Source organism: Megasphaera massiliensis, from assembly GCF_000455225.1.
GTDB lineage: Bacteria > Bacillota > Negativicutes > Veillonellales > Megasphaeraceae > Megasphaera > Megasphaera massiliensis.
The window spans coordinates 18,644-42,135 of record NZ_HF954536.1; the positions used below are offsets into that span (position 1 = coordinate 18,644).

Below are 23,492 nucleotides of genomic sequence, written 5' to 3' on the forward strand. Positions count from 1 at the left end.
GGAAAAAAATATCACGCTGTAAGAAAAAAAGTGTTGACAACAAGGTGACGCATGACTATAATATAAGAGTACTTGCCACTATAGCTCAGCTGGCAGAGCATCTCATTCGTAATGAGAGGGTCGTAGGTTCGAATCCTATTAGTGGCTCCAACACTTAATTATAACCTTGCTATTCTCAATAGCAAGGTTATTTTTTTATGCTAAATAATCATACTCTATCTCCCCTAAAAATAATTGTTGCACGACGGGGTATTATCCTTTTCAGGTCCTCCGCAGGGCAGTAGGTCGTCTTAGTGACTCCCGTTGTCATCACAAAAAAAGCCCGGAACGGGCTTTTTTTTGTTACATCAAAACATTCATCGCTTTAAGTGAAACTCTCTCGTCAAAAAAGTTCCTATAACATCACTCATCGCAGTCTTCCATTCCGGGGTATGTTTCGTCGTAATACAGATCCCAAGCATTGTCGTAAGGACGAATCTTTCGGGCATCCTTTCGAATATCCTCGAGGTCGTATGGCTGCCCTGATTTTCTGGCCTGTTGCCACGAGATCTGATTTTTGACCATCTCCCGCAGTTCTGCGTCGGGGACATCCTTATAGGTTATAACAACGTTTTGAATCCGGTTCATGCTCTCCGGAGACACGTCTGGAAACAGGCCGCCCATATAGACAGCTCGCATGCCGGAGAGGCAGTCTAAAATCAGTTCTTGCGCCTCATCCTGTGTTCTGGTCGGAATTTCCGGAAAGGCCGGACCATCAGCTCCGGCTAGGATTACAGTTTGGTACAGCGGCCGGTTCATAACAGCCAATTCTTCCCGCAGGGCAAGGTACAAAAGTGCATCACGCCGACTGGGGACCTCGGCAAGATTTACCTCCTTCTCCTGCACATACCTGCCAATTAAATACCGTTCAATAGCTTTGATGTCATCCATGGTGTTCTCCTTTCTACGATGTAACATACCTAGCTGGGTTCCTACCATAGCACCCGTTCCTGCATCCCCCCAAAAGGGTGCAGGGATAAAATCCATCGACGACAACATGGGGGCTTATTCGATATTCTCCTTCATTATATCATTTATATTATCATTTATCAGCATTTTCGATTCTTTCATATCAAATACCAAAAATATCATTTCGATAGGTTCGATGAGGCTCCACCTCCAGGGACGCATCAAAACGGCGGAGCCATATTCCCTATACAAAAAATGTACGTATTCATAACGAGCGTATCTTTCACCTTACCCTTGGCATGTCCACGCATAGCAATCAGATGATGGTTTCACGGCCCTACCTCCGACGCCGACGAATCAAAAAAAAATTCCGAGCAATCTTTTCAGGTTACTCGGAAATAAACTACTGCCCTTTGGCCGCTATAACGGCCTATATATGTTACACCTTGTGAATTCAGCGAGTCATGAAACCTCCGCTTCTCTTACAGTAAGTCCACGCTGACTTTTACGACTACTTTTCGAACGGTCATCGATTCTCCCGATGCACAGGCAGGGCGGTGGACATCTTCCGGGAAGAAGATACTGAAACAGCCAGGTCTAGCTTCGACGAAACCTTCATTTTCGACTTCTTTATAGAAAATTAAATCGCGTTCATCATCTCGTTCTGCCACTTCATAGTTTCCGGTATCCGGTGTAAAACCGAGTTTTTCTTTCCCGGAAGCCAAGAATTGAACGTCGATGTATTTTTCATGCACTTCCGGACGCTGTTTTTCAGCGGGCTTCGTTTCTGTATCAAAGACTTGTGCATAGATATCTTTTCCTTTAATTTCATAAACACCCGGTTCCATGGTTGTAAAATCATGGCTTTTTAAATACTCCAGTGCGTCTTCAATGGCACTCGGAAAGACGATACTTCGGTTGTTGGCATAAAGAGATGAAAAAATCATAACATACCCCTCCCATGAATAATTAAGATACATACTTGATTCATTTATAAGCTGCGACGTTCCATCGCATGAACCCCTTTAACAAAAAAACAAAGTACCCCAGGTATTTCATTTCGATACTTCCTTTGAACCCTAGTATACATAGATTTTAGCTTCCTATCAATATAGAATCAGATCCGTCGCATAAAAAATAGAGCAGACGAGGCTGTCTGCTCTATTTTGATATTTGAGAAGCTTACGAGTTTCTTCGTTATGATAATAAAATCCAGCCTTACAAGGTCATGATAGAATTCGAGAACCGTTCTGCCGCACCATCCACCGAGAAATCGGTTATGGATCATATGCCTCCAAGATTTTTTCTATTTTTTCAACATTGTCGATTTTTCCGGCAACCTTGTTTAACAGACAGCAAACTTGCAGATTCTTTTGGATGAATTCGCTTTCCGTCATTTGATCTTTAAAGTAGTGTTGATACATATACGAAACGTTACACACCTTCGGCCTCGTCGCATAAATGGTGCAGCGATTCGTTCTTTTATCGAGATACAGGCAGGCGCCGTCGGCATCTGTTCTCGGAGCTAATTGGGGAACTTCTCCGGCATGGCGGCAGCATTCGCCGCACCGGATGCAGGGAAAATTCATGCTGGCTGCCATGACCTTAATTCCGGTAATTTGGCCTTCGCTCCGTCGATAATCCGCAAAGCCCTCTCATCGACGGCTCCGTCTTTAGTAATTATGGCCGTCCGGACAATCGGTACAATCGCTTGGAAAGTCGCCATACCGGCGGCAACGGTTTGTTTGACATCCGCCGGATAGCTCCGATAATCGGTTCCGTATTCTCGGATTCCCCAGTCCATCTCCTCCGTCAAAGACGATAAGAGAGGCCTTAACTTATGGAGCATGTCCGTATACATCTGAGCCACATCGCGGATCTTATAACAGCCATCTCTTAAAACCGCCAACTCTTCAGCAATTTCACGAGTCTTGGCCAAATTGCTGCGAGCATTATCTAAGTTAGCCGACGCCTTGGAACTTAACGAAAAGCCTAAAACGGCCAAGGCCGGACCTGCCACAAGGCCGCCTAAGACCATGGTTCCGCCGGCAATGCCGAGACCGCCGGCAGCCAGTGTCCCACCGCCTAAGAAAGCTAAGGTCGCATTGGTGGCAGCTGCTCCGCTTAAGCTGGCAATGGCCGTCCCCGTAGACGCCGCACCAAAAGACATGACGCCGCCATAGGCACCAAAGGCCGTTAATGCCCCCGCCGCCGAACCTTTGAGGGCTCCGGATGCCATAGAAAATGCAATGGTTTCCAATTTTTTCATTTCAACATACGCTTCTTCATTCCATTCCAGCTGCCCACCAAAATCGACGGAAAAAGAATCTTCTATATGATGTATCTTATTGAACGTCTCCCTAAATTCGGAACACTCATTCGTTAAGGTATCCGCGCGTTCTTTGCCTAATATGGTAACGGATTCGTTCGCCGTCCGACGAGCTCTATCGGCAGCCCCTTTGGCATCGTCGTAAATCTTCCGGGCTTTCTCGTTTACATCCTGCGCTTGATCATTCTTCTGTTTGGCACCAACGGCCTTTACAACGCCGGTAACGCCGGCAGCCACACCAAGTCCAAGACCAATTAAAACGGGGATAGGCATAGTCAGTTCCTCCTTCATCAAAATTTAAAGGGTTCCGGATTGTTCATCAACCTGTCAAATTCTTCAAATGAATCAAATTTCGTTTCTCCGCCAAATTTACGCGTAATCGTATTGGCTCCGGCCATAAAGCCATCGATATCTCCGATTCCCATGGACATCTTCATATCGGCAAAGGCCGCATCAAAGGTATGTCTATATTCCGCAAGGTGTCTATCGGCAATTTCGTTGATTTCTTGGCGGTATTGTCGTATGGCTGCAATCGCTTCCTCACATTCACGCTCTATCCGGATTCGTTCTTCCCTGGCAAGTTTGGCTTCTTTCAAGGCCGCCATCAACTCCCCATAGCAAGCACTGGCTAAGGAATAGCCGATCATGCCGCCGACGAGTAGGCCAGCATTTGAACCGAGAAATAAAATTTTACCTGCCGTCGCATAGGCAGCCGAGGATGAAATGGCAAAGCCATTTTTCCCCATCTCTTGGAGACATTCCGTTCCCGTAATCTTGCCGTTCATCCATTGCCAGATCGTATCGGCCGAAGTGACCGCCGTTGAAACAACCTGGGTCGGTAAATTCGTTTTCGACAAGGTCCGGATAAAGGATTGACTGGCATTGCGCATGACGGCAATGGCCGCCGTACTTCCATAGGAAGTCACGTAACCGCCAACAGCGGCCTTCCCGGTCGTCAAAGCCGTATCTTTCAAGGCTTCCGATGGTCGCTTTTGCCCGCGCAAGACACAGACAGCATTCTGAAGTCCGCTGATGATACCGCCGATACGGGCACCCGCCTCAGCCCCCTGAAGGCCGGCCTTATGGCTCAGGAGATGAATATCCTTGGCCGTAGACAGGAGCGGATTACATCTCGCCTCCATCGCTTCTGCCTGAGAGACATGTGATTTTCTCAAATTTTTCCGGAGTCTCTTCAATTCAGCAATTTGATCCTGTTTCTTTTGGGCAATATCTGTTTTCCCTTGACGTCTTGCACCTTCTGCTTGTTTCTTCAGATTGTCAATGCGAGTATCGATTTTCTGACAGACTCCATCGTAGAAGTCGGACTGGATATCAATGCGTTTATTAGCATCACGATATTTTTTAAATTTCTTGGACATCAGTTTATCCAAGCATTCTTCCGGATTCTTTCCGACAATCTTCATCTGCGAACCCGACCCGGGTATTATATTTCCCTTTGCATCCACCTCTACATGGTCATACAAAGGATCATTTACACGACCGGCATCGTCGGTCCGCACCTTTCGTGTCCCATCTTTCTTGAGGATTCGATTGGCATTTTCCCGAGCCGTCTCCTTTACCTCTGCGGAAAATCCGGCCTGCTGCTTGAGATTCTGTTCCTTATACTGCGGATTGACCTTACTCTTAGAAATATCCTTTAAACTTCGTTTAAGGGTTATTCCTGTTTCATGATCAATGCCCTCATAAGCTACCATATGTTCCTTGCCGGCAGCGCCATGGAGGAGGATATCCTCAGCCATTCCCGCATTGGTAATCCCTGAAATGGCCGTATCTATCTTCAATTTTTTAGTTGATTTGTCTTCTTTGGACTTCTTTTTCTTCTGCATACGTCTACCTCTGTCCGTTACAGCTAGCGCATAATGACCTCATTTACTTCCTGATAGATATGCGCCAGATCCTGTACCAAAGTCATCATCCGCTCCATATCGACAGGTGAAACCGATAAAAAGGCAGCGGCCTGTTCCATCAAAACTCGTTCATCTTCGGCGTATTCTGAGTCGGCAAAGGCAATGCCCAGCAGTTCAAACAGGAGCATCTTCTTTTTCGTTATATCGAGATTCTGAAATTTTGCAAGTTCCGCCACAAAGTCGACGACTTCGGCCTTGGTGATATCCGCTTCTACTTCCGTTTGATACAACTGAAATTTTTCTCTTTCGTCGTCTTTGACTTCATGGTCGGCATACATCATCGTATATGCCAAATTCAAAAAGATTGCCTGTTCTTCCTTGCTGAATTGTCCCAAAAACATGGTCGCTTCCTCCTTTTGATAATCCTCATAAAGAACATAAGATCATAATGCTTTCATTGAAAGAACCAAAAGAAATACCTGACGTCCCAATAACGGCGGACAGGCGATATAAAAAACAGACTGAAAAGTAAATTCTATTTATCTTATATTATATCAGAAATCAGGTTAACCCCCAACATCGCCGCTGGAAAAGACGAGGCATTGTATCTCGCGAAGGAATCGATGTATGTAAACAGATTTACACGAGCAAAAAAGGCCAAGTCGATGAGCCACTCTCGCCAATAACCGTCTATAGGCGAAAAATTTCGTCGTAAGGAAGCCTTGGCGCAAAAATATCCTGTAGTAACGGTTTCTGTCACGAAACAGGTAAACAAAAATCACCTCCCCATAGCTAGGAAAGGCGATGTCGTATTTTTCTTGTCGATAAATAAATCAAATTCCCGGCGCTAAAAGCAGTACTAATTTTTTCGCGCCAAAACTATAGCAACGCCATCTCAAGTAGAAAGCGTTTACCATTTCTCCGCATCAAAGGGGATAATCGGTGCCGGGTTATCCCCGTGGTCCCCGATCATTTTTTCCATCCAAATGACGTCGTACCACCGGCCGAATTTATAGCCGCTGTGATGAAAGTGGGCAATCTTATCATAGCCTAAGCCCTGGTAAAAAGAAAAGCTGCCATTGGTCAAATATGGGTCTTCCGGATCCTTTGCAATGGCGATGCAGGTATTGATATTCAAAATGCCCATGGCTTTCAGGGTCTGTTCCAAAGCTTCGTAAAGAATACGTCCGATTCCCAACCGACGAGCATCTTTATCGATGTAAATCGTCGATTCGACAGACCAGGCGTAGGCTTCCCGACCATAAAATTCATGGGCATAGGCATAACCGACTACCTTGCCGTCTTTTTCTGCCACCAAGTACGGATACCGGGCAAGGATCGTTTTTCGCCGACGTTCCATTTCCTGGGCGTCCGGAGCCTGATACTCAAAGGTAATGGCCGTCTGGTTTACATAATAGGCGTAAATCCGTTCCAGGTCCGCTGCATCTTCTTTCCGGGCAGTACGAATCCTTACTTCCTGACTCATCTTAACCATCATTCCTTTCACTTCTTTTATTTCCCTTAGCCTCAAAAACAGATTCTTTAAAAGGACATCTGTCCTTTGGAAATCGATAAAACAGAGTATAGCACAATCGGAATCGCCCGTCCATAAACAGTCTGAATCGCCGGCCGCCGCAGTAAGGAATAAAATAGGAGCCATCTGACAGTGCAGATATCCTGCCTGTCAAACGGCTCCTGATCAATTCGACATACATCGATACTACGCAAAAAGCTTCTTCCACCACGGTCGGTTATTGGTTTCCGTCAGCTCCTGACGCAGTCTGTCGCGTTCTGCCTCAACGGAAGACAGTTTTTCCTGAAGCTGTTTTTGCTCTTCTTCAATGGCCTGACCTTCTTTTTTCAGTCGGTCTACTTCTCCCTGAAGCGCTTCTGCCTGATCTTTATTTTGCTGCCCCTCTAAGGCCTTGACTTTCACTTCCGACAATTCATGCTGCTTGGCAATGAGATTTTGCTGCAGGCTGATGACCTGCTGCTGGGCCGTATTGAGATCCTGCTGGGTTTTCAACAGTAGAATACGCAGGTTGTGCGACTCCTGTTGGGCATTGGACACTTTTTCGCTTTCCAATTCCGTAATCGTCGCCTGGTCGTGAAGTCCGCGCAATTGGTCTAAAACGCGAACGGCTTCGGTATCAAAAGACCATTCGCCCTTCTGTATCGTAGCATGTTCTTCCCCATCGTGGTTAATTTCGTCTAAATGTTTCTTGACGAACTGGATGATGCCCTGACGGGTCTTGATATTGTAGCGGTCCATTAAATCCTTTGTTGTAATCACGTATCTTCTCTCCTCGCATTTACTACAGTCATTTTCGATTTACCAAGCTCATGATTTTAAGAAATAAAGGGCTCAACCATGCCAATCAGCACAATGAAAACGCATCTAAATTCCTTTCTTTTAGTTTACACCATCTCATTAAATAATGCAACTCTCACAAGCAAATTTGTCCTAAATGAGGAGATTCTGCAAGGGGTGACCGCATTCCACCGCGCTAAAGGTAAACGTTCTTAAATGGAAAGCTGTACAAAATTTTGGCCAAACCGCAGATATTCACCTTGAGGAAGTTTGTAAGCCCGCGAAATGGAAGCCCCATCGGTCGGAACCGTCGGCGTCGATTCCCAGCCATACGCCTTGGCATAGGCCGCCGCCGTATCTGCAGCCCCCAGTCCCGACTGCTCGAATTTCAAATCACTGCCGTCGTAAATCCGTACGCCAATGACGATGCCGGCTCGAAGGTAAACGTCCATATGGTGACTGCCGAAGATAAGGCGTGACGTATCCTGATCAGGGACAGTGCTGTCAGCCTGTCCGTAAGCACCTTCCAAGTCGGATTGGGTCATCCCCAAGTAAACGCCGCCAATGGATTCATAGTGATCGCCATGGATAGATCGCCGCAGGGGCGTCGTGTTGTCCATGATGAGGTATTGGTGAGACTTATGACCCATCAAGTCCAGGCTCATGACCCGATCCCCGGCCTGTTCACGAATGGTAAACTTCCCTTTACGAGGATAGCCGTCGGTGTAGTCTTCGATATCAGTAACGGCAGATCCGTTGATGGCGGCGCCTTCGACAGTCAGTACTAAATCGCCCTTGGTATTATACCAGTCTCCGGCAGCCGGTGCCAGCCAATCGGCGACAGTCTGATTCGGCTGAGCCTGGGTTGTCGAAGCGACGGTCACCTGCGGTTCGGCCGTTGGAACAGCCGCCTCTTCGGCAGCACAAACGGCTGATAAACTCATCGTCATCAGCGCACACAGAACCATGTTTTTTGCTATTTTTTTCATGCTAAATCGCTCCCTTTGTTGACTTCTTGCAGCCCCTTATTATACGCTTCTTCCTAGAGGAAAACAATAGTTCCCACGCCTGTTTATTCTTGTTTACGAAACACCTCCATTCCCGGCGTTCAAACTTCGTAAACAACGGCAAGGATGTTTACAACATCCCTCCATTAAAATTATACTTAATCGGTCAGCTTTTCATTGACATAAAGAGGCTCATCTTTTATAATAAATAAATTGCAGTCTATCTTGTAGTCAGGAACAAAAGAGGAGCAATTAATGAATATACTGGATTTGATCTTAATAGCCATCGGCTTGTCGATGGATGCTTTTGCTGTATCCATCTGTAAGGGCTTATCCCTTCGCAACGTCAAATGGCATCATATGATTATTGTCGGTTTATGGTTTGGTGGATTTCAGGCCTTGATGCCCTCCATCGGCTATGTGTTGGGCAGCTTTTTTATTGAATTAATCGACGCCTACGACCATTGGGTTACCTTCATTCTCCTGAGCGCAATCGGCCTTAATATGATTAAAGAGTCTCGTGAAGCGAGTGGCAGCTGCAACCCGTCCCTCCAACCATATACTATGCTGATGCTGGCCATTGCAACGAGTATCGATGCCTTAGCCGTCGGCGTCACCTTCGCCTTCATGAATATACAGGTGATTCCCTCGGTTACAATCATCGGGGTCACGACCTTTCTGCTCTCTGCCATTGGCATAAGGGCCGGCGGATTATTTGGGAACCACTATAAGAGCAAAGCCGAACTTGTCGGCGGCATCGTTCTCATCCTTATTGGGTTAAAGATTCTCCTCCAAGGATTAGGCATTCTATAAAGGCGATATTTTTACAGGCCAGATGTAAAAATGCTCCCCTCAGCACAGCCGTGATCGTCACGGCTGTGCTTTTTTATATATCTATTGTCAACTTTATATTTAAAATAACGATTGACAATGAAGTTATGACCTCGTATAATCATAAATATCGTGAACCAAATCACAAGTTATTTAGGTTTACAATTATACAAAAAGGAGTGGTTTCATGTCTTCATCAGCCTTGTCTGCACGCCGCTGTACTACGCGGGACTTGGTTCTATTCGCCTTATTTACAGCCTTGATTGCCATTGGGGCCTTTATCCGAATTCCCGTGCCCTTCTGTCCCTTTACCTTGCAATTATTGTTCACTACCCTGGCCGGGGCCATCTTAGGAGGCCGCCGCGGTGCCGCTTCCGTCGGCGTCTATGTTCTCTTAGGCTTAGTCGGTCTGCCGGTCTTTACGTCAGGCGGCGGTCCGTCTTACATCTTTCAACCGACCTTCGGCTATCTCCTGGGCTTCATCGGCGGAGCCGGATTGACGGGATATTTGGCTCACCAAAGCTCCCACCCGTCCTTGAAGGATCTCCTCATAGCTAACTTTGCCGGCCTGGTCGTCATTTACACCGCCGGCATGGCTTACTTAACCATGATAAACAACCTCTACCTGGGAACCCCCATCAGCTTGTGGACCTTATTCGTTTACTGTTTCTTATTACCCATTCCCGGCGACATCTTTTTATGTATTGTCGCGGCCTTTCTGACCCGTCAAATACAGCGAAGCCTTCCTCGTTAGAAAGGAGTTAATTCACCATGAGTAAAGGATTATTTATTACCGGGACCGGTACGGATATCGGCAAGACCTATGTAACGGCCCTCTTAGTCAAGACGCTGCGTCAACACGGATACGACGTCGGTTACTACAAAGCCGCCATCAGTGGAGCTCCGACCGTCGCCGACAGTGACGCCGGTTTCGTCAATAAAACGGCCGACATCGGAGAAGATTCGGAGCTTCTCTTATCCTACCTCTACAGCCATGCCGTATCGCCTCACTTAGCCGCCCGCTGGGAAGGTCGCCCCATTGAAAAGGAAGTCATCCTGCGCGGCTGGCAAAAGGTAACGGCCCGTTATCCCTACGTCACCGTCGAAGGGAGCGGCGGCATTATCTGTCCCCTTCGCGACGATGAACAGGCCTTTTTCCAGTTGAAAGACGTCATTCGCTGGCTGAACCTGCCGTCCCTCATCGTCTGCCCCGCCGGCCTCGGTACCATTAACGGAGCCGTCTTAACGGCCTTTTATATGAAAGAAAAGCATCTCCCCGTTCAGGGCTTCATCGTCAATCATTATACAGGAAGCCCCATGGAAAAAGACAATATCCGCATGATTGAAAAATTGAGCCAAAAGCCGGTATTAGCCGTTGTCTCCGATGACGACGAAATCATCGACGCCGATACCGACCAGCTGATCCATTTATACCAATGAGGAGGACATTTACATGAATTTACTTGAAGCCGATTTAAAATATATCTGGCACCCGGCCCAGCAGATGAAAGATGCCGAAGTATTCCCGCCCGTCGTCATCGACCACGGTAAGGGCTGCTACCTATACGATACGAACGGCAAAGAATATATCGATATCATCAGTTCCTGGTGGTGCAATCTCTTAGGCCATGCCAATGAAGAAATCAACGACGCCATCAAGGATCAGCTCGACAAATTGGAACACGTCATATTTGCCAACTTTTCTCATCGTCCGGCCATCGAGCTGTGTCAAACCCTCCAGCCGCTGCTGCCAAAGGGGTTGACTCATTTCAATTTTACCGACAACGGGTCTTCGTCCGTCGAATGTGCCTTGAAGATGGCTTTCCAATACCAGTACCAACAGGGCCATCCGAAGCGTCAGCGCTTCATGTGTCTGTCTGAATCCTACCATGGCGAAACGATTGGTGCCTTGTCCGTAGGCAGCATGGACCTCTATGCTCAAATGTATAAGCCAATGATGATGCATAACATTCACTTCGATGGCCTCGACTGCTATCGCTGTCCCTATGGCAAAACTCGCGAGAACTGCGATTGTGAATGCTTTATCGGTGCCGAAAAGGCCTTCGCCGCCTATGGTAAGGAAACAGCCGCCCTCATCGTCGAACCGATTCTCCAAGGCGCTGCCGGCATGCGTATCTATCCGCCGGAATATTTGCGGCGCCTGCGCAAACTCTGTGACCAGTACGGCGTCCTCCTCATCGACGACGAAGTCGCCGCCGGCTTTGGTCGAACGGGAAAGATGTTTGCCATCGAACACGCCGGCATCAGCCCCGATATTCTCTGTACGTCCAAAGGGCTTACCGGCGGTTATCTGCCCATGTCTCTGACGATTACGACCGACGCCGTTTACCAAGCCTTTTACGGGGATTTCAACACCCATAAGGCCTTCGTTCACAGCCACACCTACGCCGGCAACCCCTTGGCCTGCCGTGCCGCTCTAGCCGTCCTAAAAATCATGGAGCGAGACGACATACTAAAAAAAGCTGCCGAGAAAAGCATCTACCTTCATGAAAAGCTAGATGCTGCTCTCGGCAGCCATCACAACGTCGGCGAAATTCGCCACATTGGCCTGATCAACGCTATTGAATTAGTAGAAGACAGAGCAAGTAAACGCCCGTTCAATCCGGAAAAACGCTTAGGCTGGCACATTTTCCGCAAAGCCATGGATTTGGGATTAGTCCTGCGCCCTATTGGCGACATCCTTTACTTTAATCCGCCCTTGACCATCGAAAAAGAAACCATGGACGAAGCCGTCCGTCGCTGTGCACAAGCCGTTCACGCCGTATTGGGTGACGATTAAGCCGTCAGGGCCGCATCTAAGGCCGCTTTGACGTGAGCTTTAATTTCATCGTAAGACTGGCCCGGCTGCGCTTCATACAGTTTTTCGGTACCGATGAACATGGACGGTACGTAATAGTAGGAATGGCCTTTTACCGCTTCGGGATTTTCCGTTTCTTCATACCAGTCAACGGTAACCTTGCGGTATTCCGGATTTTCTTCAATCAATTCAGCAAGGGCTTCTTTAGCACCTTTACAGTACGGGCAGCTATGTAAGTAAAAAGCAGTAATATTTTTCAAGATAATCCGCTCCTTTCAGGGAAACAATCAAAGGTCATGAGAATGATGGTGGCCTTCATGATGACCATGGTGACCGCCTTCGTGGCCATGATGGCCGCAAGACGGGTTGGGGTTAAACTCCAAGGTTCCGGCCAACAAGGCTTTGACGGCTTCATCAGCACTGCCTGAGACGCCGCCATACAATTGGATGGAAGCATCGGCCAGGGCCTTTCTGGCACCGTCACCGATTCCTCCGGCAATGACCGTCGTGACGCCCAGAGACGTTAAAAAGGATACCAGTGCACCGTGGCCTTGACCTTCCGTATCGACGATGCGAGCTTCGACCAGGCGCCCATCTTCAACATCATACAGTTTAAACTGTGAGGAATGGCCGAAATGCTGGTATACATCACCATGTTCATAGGTAACAGCTATCTTCATCATATCAGATTCTCCTTAAATACGCCATAACTTGACGAATTTTTTATATTTCTATTTTCAACATATGTCATCAATCTTTTTCCTAAGTATATGACATATGTCAGTATTTGTCAACAAAAACAAAAGGCTGTGAAGAAAGGATTCACCCTCTCTTCACAGCCTTTTGCATTAGCCGCGGGAAATGACGACCGTCGGTGTTTTATCGCCTTTTACAGAATACATATTATAGACGTAATCCGGAGTTAAACTGCCATTTAAGTGGAATAAAGAATAGGCGTTAGCCGCGTTTACATACACGACATCACTCTTTACATAGCCGGGCGCAATCCCGTAAGGGCTGGTCAGAATGCCTTGCTGCGGATTCCAGCGCAAATCCAGGTCAAGGGCTGTCGCAACGGCTACAGACGGCAAATAGATTTGATCGTTTTTGCCAAGAGCTCGTTTAGACAGTTTCGTTCCATTGACCACCAAGTCATAGGCTTTGGCAACGTAGGTCACATTGCCGTCAGAACGGTTTATTTTATCCGAAATCTCTTTGAATTCAGCAAAGTCTTCTACGCCATAGCCGGCCAGGGCTTTCTTTACCTGCGCTACACTTAAGGCCTGCCAGCCGTAGCCGTCCGGGTAGACGTAGTAGGATACGGCGTGTTCCGGACTGACATCGATGACCAGGCGGTCATAATATACCGTAACCGGCGTCCCGATCGATACGTATTGATACAGGTCTTCCACATCGGGCTCCTTCATACGGATGCAGCCATTCGAGACGTAGCCGCCGATAGAACCGGGATTGTTCGTCCCGTGGATTCCGTAATTGCCATGAAACCCAATCCAGCGATAGCCAATCGGGTTATCCGGACCGGATGCGATTTGGATGCTCGTATCGTCAGGATCGATCCAGGTCGGATTCACCTCTTTATTTTGTACCTTATAAAAACCCGTCGGCGTCGGTGTCGACGTCCGGCCTACCCCGACAGGATACATTTTGATTTTTGTATCGCCTTCATAGAGGGTCAGTATACGGCTGGCTATATTGACGCCGATTTTTTTCTCCGTCGATTTTTTAACAGCCTTTTCGGCCTTCGGTTGAGCCTTGGAAGCAGCCTGGGTCACCGTCTTCTGCGAAGACGTATTTGAAGTCTGTGGTGCAGCCGCCGGTTTTATTTCAACCTTCACCGCAAAAGGAGGCGGTGCCGTTTTGAGTTCTTCCGCATGTACCCAGGCCGCGCCTGTACTCAAAGCAACGGCACAGGTTAAGGCCACCATTTTCTTCAGCAAAAAAATCCCTCGCTTTCAGGTAAAACGAATTTACTTTCATTTACAGTTGTTTAATTGCCATCCATATCCTCTTCCCTGCCGCAGCCATTCAAGATCAAATTGAGCAGGACGGCCGTGATACTCCCCAAAGTAATCCCGCTGTGGAGAACGATATTGGCCCACGACGGGAAGCTGTGGAAGAAATTCGGCGCCGTCAGGGTAATCATGCTGACGCCGATACTGACGGCAACAATCATCAGGTTGTAGGTGCCGTCAAACTCGACCTTGCTCAGTGCTCGGATGCCGCTGGCAATGACCATGCCGAACATGGCAACGCCGGCGCCGCCTAAGACGGAATTCGGAATCGATGCTACGACGGCGGCCATCTTCGGAAAGAGACCTAAGGCAATGAGAATGATGCCGGAAGCGGCGACGACGAAGCGGCTCTTGACGCGGGTAACGGCAATCAAACCGACATTTTGGGCAAAGGCCGTATACGGGAAGCTGTTCAAGATACCGCCGATGACCGTCGACAAGCCGTCAGCCCGAAGGCAGCGGGACAAACGGTCACGTCCGATAGGAGTGCCTACGATCGACCCGATAGCGATGCAGTCGCCCGTCGTTTCTACCATAGTGACGATCATGACGACCATCATCGATAAGATGGAGCCGATGTCAAAGGTCGGAAGGCCAAAGGAAAAGGGCGTAACCAGACCAAACCAGGAAGCGTTTCCGACTTCCGAAAAATCAGTCTGCCCTAACGCCATGGCAATAATCGTACCTCCGATAAGGCCTAACAAGACGGATACGTTGCTCAAAAAGCCTTTGCCGCCGCGATAAATGGCAATGATAATAACCAAAGTAATGAAAGCGAGGAATAAATTCATCGGCGAGGCAAAATCAGGCGCCTTTGGATTCCCACCGCCCATCCAGTTTACAGCGACAGGCAGAAGGGTAATCCCAATAATCGTAATGATAGTCCCCGTAACAACGGGCGGGAAAAATCGAATGAATCGGCTAAAAAACGGAGCAATCAAGAAAGTAAACAAACCGGCAATGATGATGGCCCCATAAATCGCCGTAATGCCGTGTTCAGCCCCGATAAGGATCATCGGTGTGACCGAGGCAAAGGTAACGCCTTGAATCATGGGAATGCGCGCCCCGACTTTCCAAAAACCCAGTGTCTGGATCAAGGTCGCAATCCCGCAGGAAAACAAATCAGCATTGATCAGGTGGACCAATTCCATCGGCGACAGGTGCAAAGCCTGGGCTACAATGATAGGTACGGCAACGGCACCGGCATACATCGCCAGGACGTGCTGCAGCCCATAAGCAAACAGTTGGCCAGTCGGCAGCATTTCGTCGACGGGATGAATCTGTGCGGTTCGTTCTTCATTCATTTGTAAAAGTCACCTCATGTTCAGAATAAATCAGCACCATCGCGAGCCGTATTCCACGACCGTATATGGCAGTACCGTTATAAAATAATAGCAATGACTCCATTATACCATCGCCGCAAAAAAATCAAAGCGCATCATTATATTTTACCTATTCTTTACATATTCTTTGCAAAACACTGATATATCCCTTATATAATGTTTTTCATGTCTGTATAGGAGGAATAACTATGTTCAGTATCAGCAATAAGCACGAAGAATTCTTCGATTATCTCGTAGCCAATGCCCAAAATTTCCATCGCGGCGCTGTCATCGCTCATGAAGTTATGCAAGACGTTTCCACGATTTCACTTCATTTAAAAGAAATCGTGAAATTAGAACATGAATCATCAAAAACCAATCAAGATATCATCTTCAAGTTGTCCCGCGTTTTCATCACACCAATCGACCGCGAAGATTTCTATAAATTGACCTGCCAGCTCGAAAACAGCATCGACTCTCTTCAGGGAGCTTTAATGCGTACCAGTATGTACCACGTTACCACAGCTCCGGACGCCGCCGTTACCATGACCGAGCAGCTGGTCCTCATGGGGGAAGAAATGAATAAGATTTTCTCCCTCTTAAAAGACATCGACCGCAACCAAGCTAACCTCATGCGCCATGCCGAACGCTTAAACCGACTGGAATCGGAAATCGACCATCTTTACAGACAGGAAATTTCCCGCCTGTTCAGCGGTGAAGAAAAAGACCTGCTCAACGTCATCCGCTGGAAAGACATCCTGGGGACGCTGGAAGAAGCTTCGGACAACGTCGAAACCCTGGCAAATACCGTTAAAGAGGTGACCATGAAGTATGCTTGATACGTCGCTCATCATCATGGTCGTCATCCTGGCCCTTGTTTTTGACTTTATCAATGGTTTCCACGATACGGCCAACGCCATTGCCACCTGCGTATCGACGCGAGCCATTCGGCCCGGTGTCGCCATCATCGGCACTGCGATTTTAAACTTCCTAGGCGCCATGATTTCGACGGGCGTCGCCAAGACGATTGGCGGAGATATCGTCGTTTCGCCGACCTTGATCAATGAAATGATCATCATTGCCGGCCTCGTAGGCGCTATTATCTGGAACCTCCTGACTTGGTGGGTCGGCATGCCGTCCAGCTCGTCTCACGCCCTCATCGGAGGCATGATCGGTGCCATCATGGTTTCTGCCGGAGCAGCGGCCCTCAACGGCTTCGGGATCTTAAAAATCGTCTTATCCCTCATCATCTCGCCTATCTCGGCTATCATTACGGGCTTCATCATCATGAAGATCATCTTCATGGTCTGCCATTCCTTTAAACCGGCCAAAGTAAACCTGGTTGCCAACCGGCTGCAAGTCGTATCAGCGGCCCTGATGGCCTTTTCTCACGGTTCCAACGACGCCCAGAAATCGATGGGTATCATCACCCTGGCCCTGGTATCCGGCGGTTTTATCACCAGCTTGGAAGTCCCTGACCTGGTAAAATTCCTCTGCGCCCTGGCCATGGCCTTGGGGACGAGTGTCGGCGGTTGGAAAATCATCCGCACCGTCGGCGGCAAGATTTTTAAGATGCACCCCGTCCACGGCTTTGCAGCTGACTTAAACTCAGCTGTCGTCATCTTTTCAGCAACCTTGCTGCACCTGCCCGTATCGACGACGCACGTCGTTTCCGGCTCCATCATGGGCGTCGGGTCGGCCCAGCGAGTTAAAGCCGTCCACTGGAGCGTCGCCCGTCAGATGGTCACGGCCTGGGTCATGACCATCCCCTGCACAGCTGTCATGGGTGCCTTATCCTACTTCATCCTGCAGCACCTGTTTTTCTAAGAGTTTTCTTGTCCTTATTTTATGACTTGGATCTGATCTTTCACGTCCCGTTCGATTTTTTCCCGATGAGGCGCTGCATACAGGCCGGGCATACCGCCGGTATGGAGCAAGATGACTTGGCGTCCCAACTTGATTTTCTTTTCCTTAATCATCGACAGGACACCGGCAAACATCTTCCCCGTATAGCAGGGATCGAGCAAAATTCCTTCATGGCGGGCCATGGTGTAAATGGCTTCCCGAATCCTCGGTTCCGGTTCATTGTAACCTTTTCCGATATATCCCGTTTCGACGTGGAAGTCACCCTCAAAATTAAATCCGTATTCTTCTTTGGCCTGCGTAAAGTAGGCCTTTAATTTTTCCATATCAAAGGGCATGACGGCAATGCCGATCAGTTTTAAATCAGATTCGATCGATTTAAGCCCGCAGTACAAGCCGAGGTAAGTGCCCATACTGCCGACGGGAACGTAGACCGTAGCCCCGCTGATTTGCTGTTCTTTAGCCTGGGCATCGAGCTCGCGCGCGCAGTCCATATAACCGAGAAGGCCCGTCGTATCGCTGCCGCCCATGGGAATGAAGTAAACTTGTTCACCTTTCTTTACTTCAGCTTCGATGACCTTCTTGACCGTTTCTTCGAGCTGTACGTCGTGGTCTCGCCCGTCATCTCGCTTTAAGACGACACGGGCGCCAAAGATACCGTCTAAGAACAAGTTGCCGCTCAATTCCGCCTCGGGTTCTCCGACGGCAACGATGATGCAGTGCAGACCGAATTTGGCCGCTATAGCCGCTGTCAACCGGCCGTGGTTGGTCTGGGGTGCTCCGACGGTAACGATGGTCGTGGCCTGAGCATTCAAAGCTTCAATCATCAAATACTCTAATTTGCGCAGCTTGTTACCGCCGCCGCCAAAGGGCGTTAAATCATCGCGTTTAATGTATATTTCGCGAAATAACTCCTGTGACAAGCCGGATAAATACTGGAGCGGCGTCGGTGCCGTGTCTAACAAGGAAAGTTTTGGTTTCATCGGTTTCATTGGGGAATAATACCTCCTTTTGTTTTCTCCATCCTATCATATTTTAGACGAGAAGAAAAGGAAGGCCCTTTACCAGGCAGCCACGGCCCCATCCGCCCGAGGCTCCGTTCCCCCGACCAGCACGCCCGCTTCACTGCGCCAAATGATCTGCCCCCGGCCATAGGTCTGAATATCGCCTTTGACGATGATATCATGGCCCCGTGCCCGCAGTCCGTCGATGACATCCTGCGGCATGTCCGGCTCGACTTCAATCGTTTTGCCGCCGACCCACTGCCAACGAGGCGCATCAAGGGCCGCCTGTGGGTTAAGGTGATAGTCAATGGTATTCAGCAAGACTTGCAGCTGTCCCTGGGGCTGCATAAAGGCTCCCATGACACCGAAAGGACCGACGGCCTTCCCATCTTTCGTCAAGAAGCCGGGAATGATCGTGTGGTACGATTTTTTTCTCGGGCCGAGACAGTTGTCACTGGCTGTGTCCATGAAGAAATTATGCCCTCTGTCATTGAGAGAAATACCGCGCCCCGGAATGACGATGCCCGAACCGAAGCCATTGTAATTGCTTTGGATGAAAGACACCATATTGCCGTCACCGTCGGCACTGCATAAGTAAACGGTACCCCCGGAGTTTACATCGATGGCCTCCGGCATCAAGGCTTGATCGCGAATGATGCTCCGACGCTTTTCGGCATACGAATCAGACAACCAGTCGGAAACGGCCGTCTTCATAAACCGCGGATCGGCAATGTACTTTCTTCCGTCGACAAAAGCCAATTTCATGGCTTCGATCTGACGATGAATCGATTCGGCATTGTCTCGTTGTTTATCAAAAGTAAACCCCTTTACAATATTGAGTGCCATGAGGACGACTAATCCGTGTCCGTTGGGCGGGATTTCCCATACATCATAGCCCCGATAGTCGGTGTGAATCGGATCTACCCACCAGGGGCGGTATTCCGACAAATCAGCGTCGCGAAGAAGGCCGCCTGTTTCGATGGACCAGCGAACTATATCTTGAGCCAGTTCGCCTTCATAAAGGGAGCGGCAATGACTGTCGCGCAGGAGTTCCAACGAGTTCGCAAGCTCCGGCAGTGTCAGGATATCTCCTGCTTGGAGCGTCCTTCCTCGGGGAAAGAAGGTATCAAACAAGGGGCGAAAAAGAGGATCCTCCCGATAAGCTCGAAAGGCGTCGGCACTGTAAGCCAGCATGGCCGCCAAATTAGGCATGACCACAAACCCTTCCCGAGCGTAGGTGATGGCCGGTTCAAATAATTCATTAAACGGAAGTTTCCCAAAACGGCGATGCACTTCGGCCCACGTCGCAGGTGCACCGGGCACCATGACCGGATACCAGCCGCGCAGTGGCATTTCCTCATAACCTTCAGCCACTAATCGGTCTCGCGTCAGGGCTGCCGGAGACCAACCACTGCCATTGATACCGTGCAACTTTCCATCCATCCAAAGGAGGGCAAAAGCATCGCTCCCCAAACCATTGCTGGTCGGTTCCAAAACGGTCAGGCAAATGGCCGTCGCCAAAGCCGCATCAACGGCGTTCCCGCCTCGTTTCAACATATCGAGGCCGGACTGGGCAGCCAAATGCTGAGACGTGCAGACCATGCCCCGGCGGCCGTAAACCACCTCTCGATGAGATCCATAAGGGTAGACAGTACCATCAAAATTCATAAGACCTTACTCCTTTTCTGAAAAATACTAAGCGGAAACCTATCTAAAGAAAGACTTCGACAAAATTCAGACAAATCCTTGTCCGCCACCTTCACGAACGGCTTTTTTCTCGTTATAATAGTAATTGCATCATGCATTTCGAGAAGAATTTACAAGGTAAGGAGTAGAAGCAAGTTGAAACGGTGTATGTTAATCATCAACCCTACAGCAGGGCGTGAGAGAGCAAAATACCACAAAGAAAATTTAAGACGCCAGTTGGAGAGCATGTTCGACGACGTGGAATTACGAGAAACAGAGCAGGCAGGAGACGCCACCCTATGGGCAAAGGAAGCTGCCCTGATCGGATTCGATGCCGTCTTTTCCATGGGCGGAGACGGAACCCTCAACGAAACGATAAACGGACTGGCCCAGGCCAATAAACCGATCGACTTCGGATTCATTCCCTTGGGAACCATCAACGACTTGGCCAGGGCCTTAAACATCCCCCTCCACCCGGAAGTCGCTATTGATATCCTGCCGCGCTGCAAGACCGTCAAAGTCGATATTGCAAAAGCCAATGACCGCTACTTCATCAATACCATTGCCACCGGAATCATGCCCGAAGCCGTGGGCCACGTATCTATCGAGCAGAAGACCCGCCTCGGCCCGTTGGCTTATTTTCTGACCGGCATCAAAGCCATGCAGGCCCATGAAACATCTTTATTTAAAATCACGACGCCGGAAGGTTCCTCTGTCTACCGTTCGCCCCTCATCGTCGCCATGCTGACCAACTCTGTCGGCAGTTTCCGCAATCTGGCACCCCAGGCGCGAGTCGATGACGGAAAGATTTGGCTGGGAATCTTTAAAGATTTCAACTACCTGGATTTAATCAAGGTCATTCCGGAATTTTTATCCGGACAGCCCTTGACCTCGGAATTGATGACCTTAAAAGCCTTGGAAGAAGTTCGCATTGAACTTCTGAGCGACCATCCCCTTTCGACCAATATGGACGGAGATTCGGGCCCGTCTTTTCCCCTCGATATCAAGGTTCTTCCATCCTTCTTATCGGTCTACGTTCCGGAGTAAACAAGCAAAAAAGGAGTTTACATGTTTCTAAAAGGAAATTTTCTCTATACCCCATCGCAAGCAGAATTCATCATCCTTGAAAATCAATATATCCAAGTCGAAGGCGGTAAGGTCCTGGGATTTTTCCAAGACCTTCCGGCTCATGCAGCCCCTTCATCGGTCGTCGATTACGGAAAGGACATCATCATCCCGGCCTTTATCGACCTCCACATCCATGCGCCGCAGTACATCAACCGCGGCTTGGGCTTTGACGAAGAGCTCCTGCCTTGGCTGGAAAACTATACCTTCCCCACGGAAGGCCGCTTTTCCGACACGGACTTTGCTGCCCGTGTTTACCGTGCCTTCTTGTCGCGTTTAAAAGCCGAAGGAACTCTATGTTTTTCGGCCTTTGCCACCATTCATAAGGATGCCACTTGGAAACTCATGCGCATTGCCGAAGATATGGGTTTAAAAGGTTACGTCGGGAAAGTAAACATGGACAGAAACAGCCCGGACTATCTAACGGAAGATACAGAACGCTCGTTAGCTGATACGGAAGAGCTCGTCCTCCGCAGCCGCGAAGAATTGGACCGTATTCGCTTCATCGCAACGCCGAGATTCGTCCCGTCGACGACAGAAAAGCTGATGACCGGCCTCGGCCGCCTCTGCGAAACATACGATCTTCCCGTCCAGTCCCACCTGTCAGAGAACCGTCACGAAGTCGCTTGGGTCAAAGAACTGCATCCGGACCTTCCGTCGTATACTAGTGTCTACGATGCCTTCGGGCTGCTTCGCCCACATAAAACACTGATGGCTCATGCCATCTATCTGTCTGACGAAGAAAAGCGTTTACTCAAAGAAAAAGACGTTTACTTGACCCACTGTGCCCAGTCCAATGCCAATCTGACCAGCGGCATCATGCCCCTCCGCGAAAATCTTACGAAGGGATTGACCTGCACCATTGCCAGTGACGTCGCCGCCGGCCATACCCCGGCCATGAACAAGCAAATCGCCTTGACCATCGAAATTTCAAAGCTCTATTCACTGAATCATCCGTCAGAAAAAGCCCTCACCATCGGTGAAGGCTTGTACTTGGCCACGAAGGGCCCCGGCCGTTTTTATGGAAATACAGGCAGTTTCGAAACAGGCTTCAATTTTGACGCCTTAGTCATCCACATGGACGATGATATCGAAGGACTGGAACGGACCCCCTTTGAAAAGCTTCAGCAATTCATTTACGACGGTGACGACCGCAACATCGTCGCCCGTTATGTAAACGGAAAGAAAATTTAATCGCAAAAAAAAGACTGTCGCTCAGCGACAGTCTTTTATATTATTCAGCCGTGTACGGCAAGAGTGCGATAGCACGTGCGCGTTTGATAGCAACAGTCAGTTTACGCTGATGTTTAGCGCAAACGCCGGAAATACGGCGCGGCAAGATTTTACCGCGTTCTGTTGTGAAACGGCGAAGCTTTGCAGTATCTTTGTAATCGATCAGTTCAGCATGATCAACGCAGAAGCTGCATACTTTTCTTCTCGGTTTTCTCGAGCGATCTCTTCTCATGTATAGTTTCCTCCTTCAAGAATTAGAAGGGGCGTGTCTGACCTTTTAGAATGGGATTTCTTCATCCGTGCTGGAGCCCATGCTGTCAAAGCCGGCACCGGCAGCAGCCGGTTTCGGCTGCGCTACACTGGCAGGCTGTGCCGGAGCAGCAGCTTGCTGATGTTCTGATCCCATTGTCTGGGCAACAAAGTCGCAAACGACTTCCGTGCGATACCGTTTCTGACCATCCTGGCCGTCATAAGAACGGACCGAGATACGGCCTTGAACGAAGACACGGCTGCCTTTGGTTAAGTTATTGCCACAGTTTTCCGCCAAATTACCCCAAGCAACACAAGGAATAAAATCAGTTAATTCCCGCGGTTCTGAACTGCCGGTCGGAACATACGACCGCGTGCAGGCAACGGTAAACATAGCGACAGCCCGTCCGGTCTTCGTAAAACGGATTTCCGGGTCCCGAGCCAAATTCCCTAATAATTGTACTGAGTTCATACCTTTGCGCCTCCGGTTATTCGTCGATCTTGACGATCAAGTGTTTCAGAATAGTATCGTGGATCTTGATGACACGGTCGATTTCTTTGATGACTTCAGGTTCGCCTTCAAAGTTAATCAAAACGTAGTAGCCATCAGCCTGTTTCTTAACAGGGTATGCCAGATGGCGTTTCCCCCAACGATCTACCTTTTCGATACTGCAGCCGTTCTTGGTAAGAAGGTTCGATACCAATTCAACGATGGGATCTACTTCTGCTTCTTCGACCGGTCGTGCAATAAACATGACTTCGTACTTGTTCACGAAATCACCTCCTCTTTTGGACATATGACCCTTCCCGAAGAAGGGTTAGGAGCTTGACACAAATCAAGCTTTTTAATTATATCACAGACCTA

General features: G+C 48.8%; 26 protein-coding genes and 1 tRNA gene. 9 read left to right on the forward strand and 18 right to left on the reverse strand.

The genetic code is table 11. The annotated features are described in order from the left end of the window. The first annotated feature begins 74 nt into the window (after positions 1-74). Positions 75-150: transfer RNA gene (locus TX77_RS02880), tRNA-Thr, on the forward strand. A gap of 252 nt (positions 151-402) precedes the next feature. Here TX77_RS02880 and TX77_RS12900 read toward each other — a convergent pair. From TX77_RS12900 to TX77_RS02925, 9 genes are all read right to left on the reverse strand, one after another. Further along, positions 403-930, reverse strand: a complete 528-nt coding sequence (locus tag TX77_RS12900; protein ID WP_154651849.1) for a hypothetical protein — start codon at positions 928-930, stop codon at positions 403-405. A gap of 500 nt (positions 931-1,430) precedes the next feature. After that, positions 1,431-1,895: a NanQ anomerase/TabA/YiaL family protein gene (locus TX77_RS02890; RefSeq protein ID WP_044503336.1), complete on the reverse strand. Its 465-nt coding sequence runs from the start codon at positions 1,893-1,895 to the stop codon at positions 1,431-1,433. 330 nt (positions 1,896-2,225) lie between these two features. Next, positions 2,226-2,549 (reverse strand): YkgJ family cysteine cluster protein, encoded by a 324-nt coding sequence (locus TX77_RS02895; RefSeq protein ID WP_049917279.1) that lies wholly within the window; start codon positions 2,547-2,549, stop codon positions 2,226-2,228. Beyond that, positions 2,534-3,550 (reverse strand): hypothetical protein, encoded by a 1,017-nt coding sequence (locus tag TX77_RS02900; protein WP_044503337.1) that lies wholly within the window; start codon positions 3,548-3,550, stop codon positions 2,534-2,536. The genes TX77_RS02895 and TX77_RS02900 overlap by 16 nt, the downstream gene beginning before the upstream one ends. A gap of 17 nt (positions 3,551-3,567) precedes the next feature. Continuing rightward, a complete protein-coding gene (locus TX77_RS02905) occupies positions 3,568-5,124 on the reverse strand; it encodes a hypothetical protein (protein ID WP_044503338.1) in 1,557 nt (518 codons plus the stop codon). Between the two features lie 23 nt (positions 5,125-5,147). After that, a complete protein-coding gene (locus tag TX77_RS02910; protein ID WP_044503339.1) occupies positions 5,148-5,546 on the reverse strand; it encodes a TerB family tellurite resistance protein in 399 nt (132 codons plus the stop codon). Positions 5,547-6,055: 509 nt separating this feature from the next. Then, the gene (locus tag TX77_RS02915) at positions 6,056-6,643 is read right to left on the reverse strand and encodes a GNAT family N-acetyltransferase (protein WP_230198014.1); all 588 of its coding nucleotides are present in this window, start codon (positions 6,641-6,643) and stop codon (positions 6,056-6,058) included. 222 nt (positions 6,644-6,865) lie between these two features. Further along, positions 6,866-7,438: a kinesin gene (locus TX77_RS02920; protein ID WP_225068669.1), complete on the reverse strand. Its 573-nt coding sequence runs from the start codon at positions 7,436-7,438 to the stop codon at positions 6,866-6,868. A 230-nt stretch (positions 7,439-7,668) separates the two neighbouring features. After that, positions 7,669-8,445, reverse strand: coding sequence for a hypothetical protein (locus TX77_RS02925; RefSeq protein WP_044503341.1), 777 nt, complete (start codon positions 8,443-8,445; stop codon positions 7,669-7,671). Positions 8,446-8,718: 273 nt separating this feature from the next. On the opposite strand from TX77_RS02925, the gene TX77_RS02930 reads away from it, so the two are divergent. The 4 genes from TX77_RS02930 to bioA all read left to right on the forward strand — a co-directional run bounded on the left by TX77_RS02930 (position 8,719) and on the right by bioA (position 12,094). Further along, the gene (locus TX77_RS02930; RefSeq protein ID WP_044503342.1) at positions 8,719-9,276 is read left to right on the forward strand and encodes a manganese efflux pump MntP; all 558 of its coding nucleotides are present in this window, start codon (positions 8,719-8,721) and stop codon (positions 9,274-9,276) included. Positions 9,277-9,481: 205 nt separating this feature from the next. Beyond that, positions 9,482-10,048, forward strand: a complete 567-nt coding sequence (locus tag TX77_RS02935) for a biotin transporter BioY (RefSeq protein WP_044503343.1) — start codon at positions 9,482-9,484, stop codon at positions 10,046-10,048. Positions 10,049-10,065: 17 nt separating this feature from the next. After that, the gene (gene bioD, locus TX77_RS02940) at positions 10,066-10,734 is read left to right on the forward strand and encodes a dethiobiotin synthase (RefSeq protein WP_044503344.1); all 669 of its coding nucleotides are present in this window, start codon (positions 10,066-10,068) and stop codon (positions 10,732-10,734) included. A 13-nt stretch (positions 10,735-10,747) separates the two neighbouring features. Continuing rightward, positions 10,748-12,094 (forward strand): adenosylmethionine--8-amino-7-oxononanoate transaminase, encoded by a 1,347-nt coding sequence (gene bioA / locus TX77_RS02945; protein WP_044503345.1) that lies wholly within the window; start codon positions 10,748-10,750, stop codon positions 12,092-12,094. Here the strand turns inward: bioA and TX77_RS02950 are convergent. From TX77_RS02950 to TX77_RS02965, 4 genes are all read right to left on the reverse strand, one after another. Continuing rightward, positions 12,091-12,372: a glutaredoxin family protein gene (locus TX77_RS02950; protein WP_044503346.1), complete on the reverse strand. Its 282-nt coding sequence runs from the start codon at positions 12,370-12,372 to the stop codon at positions 12,091-12,093. The two genes, bioA and TX77_RS02950, sit on opposite strands and share 4 nt — an antisense overlap. Before the next feature lie 27 nt (positions 12,373-12,399). Beyond that, positions 12,400-12,795, reverse strand: a complete 396-nt coding sequence (locus TX77_RS02955) for a NifB/NifX family molybdenum-iron cluster-binding protein (protein WP_044503347.1) — start codon at positions 12,793-12,795, stop codon at positions 12,400-12,402. A 165-nt stretch (positions 12,796-12,960) separates the two neighbouring features. Beyond that, positions 12,961-14,070, reverse strand: coding sequence for a L,D-transpeptidase (locus TX77_RS02960; protein ID WP_230198015.1), 1,110 nt, complete (start codon positions 14,068-14,070; stop codon positions 12,961-12,963). A 50-nt stretch (positions 14,071-14,120) separates the two neighbouring features. Then, positions 14,121-15,449, reverse strand: a complete 1,329-nt coding sequence (locus TX77_RS02965) for a nucleobase:cation symporter-2 family protein (RefSeq protein ID WP_044503348.1) — start codon at positions 15,447-15,449, stop codon at positions 14,121-14,123. Between the two features lie 227 nt (positions 15,450-15,676). Between TX77_RS02965 and TX77_RS02970 the strand changes: the two genes are divergently transcribed. Then, positions 15,677-16,306, forward strand: coding sequence for a DUF47 domain-containing protein (locus TX77_RS02970; RefSeq protein ID WP_044503349.1), 630 nt, complete (start codon positions 15,677-15,679; stop codon positions 16,304-16,306). Beyond that, positions 16,299-17,294 (forward strand): inorganic phosphate transporter, encoded by a 996-nt coding sequence (locus tag TX77_RS02975; protein ID WP_044503350.1) that lies wholly within the window; start codon positions 16,299-16,301, stop codon positions 17,292-17,294. Before TX77_RS02970 ends, TX77_RS02975 begins: the two co-directional genes overlap by 8 nt. Positions 17,295-17,308: 14 nt before the next feature. On the opposite strand, the gene TX77_RS02980 is transcribed toward TX77_RS02975, so the two are convergent. Next, the gene (locus TX77_RS02980; RefSeq protein ID WP_230198016.1) at positions 17,309-18,322 is read right to left on the reverse strand and encodes a 1-aminocyclopropane-1-carboxylate deaminase/D-cysteine desulfhydrase; all 1,014 of its coding nucleotides are present in this window, start codon (positions 18,320-18,322) and stop codon (positions 17,309-17,311) included. A gap of 69 nt (positions 18,323-18,391) precedes the next feature. Further along, positions 18,392-20,002: a gamma-glutamyltransferase family protein gene (locus TX77_RS02985; protein ID WP_044503351.1), complete on the reverse strand. Its 1,611-nt coding sequence runs from the start codon at positions 20,000-20,002 to the stop codon at positions 18,392-18,394. 174 nt (positions 20,003-20,176) lie between these two features. On the opposite strand from TX77_RS02985, the gene TX77_RS02990 reads away from it, so the two are divergent. Next, positions 20,177-21,067, forward strand: coding sequence for a diacylglycerol/lipid kinase family protein (locus TX77_RS02990; RefSeq protein WP_044503352.1), 891 nt, complete (start codon positions 20,177-20,179; stop codon positions 21,065-21,067). Positions 21,068-21,088: 21 nt separating this feature from the next. Then, positions 21,089-22,339: an amidohydrolase family protein gene (locus TX77_RS02995; RefSeq protein ID WP_044503353.1), complete on the forward strand. Its 1,251-nt coding sequence runs from the start codon at positions 21,089-21,091 to the stop codon at positions 22,337-22,339. Positions 22,340-22,379: 40 nt separating this feature from the next. On the opposite strand, the gene rpsR is transcribed toward TX77_RS02995, so the two are convergent. The 3 genes from rpsR to rpsF are packed head-to-tail and all read right to left on the reverse strand — an operon-like array spanning position 22,380 to position 23,400. Beyond that, positions 22,380-22,610, reverse strand: a complete 231-nt coding sequence (rpsR, locus tag TX77_RS03000) for a 30S ribosomal protein S18 (protein ID WP_044503354.1) — start codon at positions 22,608-22,610, stop codon at positions 22,380-22,382. A gap of 45 nt (positions 22,611-22,655) precedes the next feature. Beyond that, the gene (locus TX77_RS03005) at positions 22,656-23,099 is read right to left on the reverse strand and encodes a single-stranded DNA-binding protein (RefSeq protein ID WP_044503355.1); all 444 of its coding nucleotides are present in this window, start codon (positions 23,097-23,099) and stop codon (positions 22,656-22,658) included. Positions 23,100-23,115: 16 nt separating this feature from the next. Beyond that, positions 23,116-23,400, reverse strand: a complete 285-nt coding sequence (gene rpsF / locus TX77_RS03010; protein WP_044503356.1) for a 30S ribosomal protein S6 — start codon at positions 23,398-23,400, stop codon at positions 23,116-23,118. Between the last annotated feature and the right edge of the window lie 92 nt (positions 23,401-23,492).